General features: G+C 35.4%; 3 protein-coding genes. All 3 read left to right on the forward strand.

Annotated features, from left to right (window positions below):
* Positions 1–340 precede the first annotated feature (340 nt).
* Complete coding sequence (locus PVV66_RS09330; RefSeq protein ID WP_273760998.1) at positions 341–772, forward strand: hypothetical protein; 432 nt, start codon at positions 341–343, stop codon at positions 770–772.
* 294 nt (positions 773–1,066) lie between these two features.
* On the forward strand, positions 1,067–1,864 hold the full coding sequence (locus tag PVV66_RS09335; RefSeq protein WP_342753353.1) for a hypothetical protein: 798 nt from the start codon (positions 1,067–1,069) through the stop codon (positions 1,862–1,864).
* A gap of 78 nt (positions 1,865–1,942) precedes the next feature.
* A complete protein-coding gene (locus PVV66_RS09340; protein WP_273719587.1) occupies positions 1,943–2,608 on the forward strand; it encodes a hypothetical protein in 666 nt (221 codons plus the stop codon).
* The last annotated feature ends 242 nt before the right edge of the window (positions 2,609–2,850 follow it).

Genomic DNA, 2,850 nt, shown 5'->3' on the forward strand with positions numbered 1-2,850 from the left:
ACGCAGAATTAGAAATGAAAGAAAGATATACAATCACATGCTGTAAACCACTAACAGAGAGCTTGGCAAAATATATCAGAAATATAGAGCCTATCAGTTCATTTGCAACATAATGAAATCGTATTTAATCGCATTTGAAGAACAGCAAAATAGTGAAAAGTGCTGATTGTTTTGAGAATAGATATGGGTTTAAACAGCTAAAAAAGTACCGTACAGAGCGATTTTAGATTTTTATGATTAAAAACCACATTGAAAATAAAAACGCTACTGTACGGTCCATTTTGAGGCAAATAAACCCATTGGTAAAGTTATGGATTTAAGCAAGGGGATATTAAATCAGATGTTTTTAAAAAAACGTAAACAGCCCATTCAAAAAAAGTTTATCGCAACGGCGGTTGGATATGCACCATGGGGATTAGGGGTGGCTGAGTATTTTTATAATCTTTACGAATATGATGATGGGATGAGAGAATATGAGGAATTTGAAGGCGGTCAGTATCATGAGATACCTAACAAAGTTGATTACAGTACCAAGGCACAAGTGAAAGCGTGGATATACGGTGGTAATTTACCAAAAAGCGTTTTGAGTTTTGAAGCGTTGATAGACGAGGTGAATGAGAAAATTAAAGAACGTACAAAAGATGATCAGTTGATTAGTGAGATAACGAATGATGGAGAATGGGGTTATCCATTGTCTTGTGAAGAGATGGACAGAGAGCTAGCAAAAGCCGTTGATATTCAATTAGGTAAGAACCAAAATGAAAAAAAGTGAAAAAAATAAAAAATACGTATTGACTTTAAAGAAAAGGTCGTTTATTAAGGTTGGCAAGTGCTTAAAAACCACTTGTGATAAGCGGATAAACCACGAAAAGGTTTCTCCCATTTCTTGAGAATACTGGCTGTCTTTTATGCTTTGAATAGCGTATGATGATTTTGTCGGGTGTAGCTGTACCATACAATACCCTTCGCGAGGGAAAAGTATAGCGGCGGACTTATCACCGTGTTTTTAGCACCCGGCACCCTTATGGGCTGTCAATTAAAAACATTTTTGATAAGGACAACAAGCATGAACGCTACAGTAAAAAATCAAGAATCTTCCTTTTTTGTTACAGATGATAATGGCTCTTTTAAAAAGAGAGAGTTTGCAAAAAAATACGAATTTACAGGTGAAACAATCGAGGTTGGTTTTAAGACACTTCATAGAATTAGAGCATTAAGAGATTTTGGAGATGTCAAAAAAGGGGACCTCGGCGGCTTTATAGGTAGTGAATACAATTTATCGCATCATGGCAATTGCTGGGTTGGAGGTAAAGCCAAGGTTTATGCTAATGCACGGGTTTACGATAATGCCGTTGTAAGTGGTTATGCTCATGTTAATGTGGAAGCTTGTATTTATGAAAACGCCCGTGTTTATGGCAAGGCGGTTGTAGGTGGCTTTGTTTATGGAAATGCTGAGGTTTATGGTTTTGCACGTATTTATCCTCGTGCAAGAATTTATGGGAATGCTCACGTTCATTATAATGCTTGGGTTTTTAATGATACACATATTTTTGGCAATGCTAAACTTTCAGGATATGCTTGTATTTATTCTGATGTAAAAATTTATGGCAATGCAAAGATTCTAGGCTTTTCAAAACTTTATAAAAATGCGCAAGTTTATGGGAATGCTGTTATTGAAGGGCATGCTGAAATTCACGGAATTATTGATGGTAATGCAAAAATTTCAGGCTATTCAAAAATTTATGGTAAAGTTTCAGGAAAAGCAAAATTAAGAGAGTGCGATTTTGTTCGTAAGGAAGGCGAAGTTTATAGTGGCAATAAAGTCATATATAACTCGAATAATACTTTAGAAAAAGCAGCGTAAAACAGCAGCGGCGGTGCGGGGGCGCCTTCTCAAATTTCCATTAAAATTTTATCGAATATTTAGATTAGGGAGCTACCTATGACCACTAAAAATGTATCTAGAAAATATGAACTTACTGATGAAAGTCATGATATTGAAGGGATTACTTTATACCGCATTCGCGCATTGAGAGATTTTGATGATGTAAGGGCTGGGGACCTCGGTGGTCTTATAGAAAATGAAAGCAACCTCTCTCATGATGGGAATTGCTGGGTTTACGATAACGCTATGGTTTCACATGGTGCTATTGTTAGTGAAAATGCAAAGGTACGTAATGATTCTTGTGTTTTTATGGAAGCAAGGATAGCAGGAAATGCAGTGGTTAGTGATAAAGCACGGGTTCTTGAAAAGACCGCTTATATTCATGGCAATGCAAAAATATGCGATAATGCAGTAATTTGTGGTGAAATTTATGGGAATGCCATTGTTTGTAATAAAGCCATGGTATCTCCAGAAGCAAGAATTTATGACAATGCAAAAATTTTGAATAGTGCTTGTATTGCTGGCTTTATTTATGGGAATGCAAAAATATCGGGGTCGGCTTGTATTTATCCAGAAGCAGAAATTTATGATAATGCATGCATTCAAGGAAAAGTAAAAGTTTATTTCTCTGTAAAAATTAATGGCAATACCGTTATTAAAGGCAATAGAAAAATTTATAAAGATATTGATGGTAGTGAACAAACTTTAGATAAAACAGCGTAAATAACGGGTCGGGGGGCTGCTTATAACAAAAAAAGCCGTGTCCTTATGAACGCGGCTTTCATATTCAAAACTATATTAGTAAGGAATTTGCTATAAACAAACTAACTAATAAATTACATATTTTGTGTATAAACGCAAGTGTATTTTCTATCAAATTGCATCTTTAAATGTATCGTGTTACTATTAATTCGCAGCGTTATTGTAACGTTGTATTTTAACCGTTCCTTAGGTTAAGAACCTTT

Source organism: Bartonella sp. AU16XJBT, assembly GCF_028618665.1.
Classification (GTDB): domain Bacteria; phylum Pseudomonadota; class Alphaproteobacteria; order Rhizobiales; family Rhizobiaceae; genus Bartonella.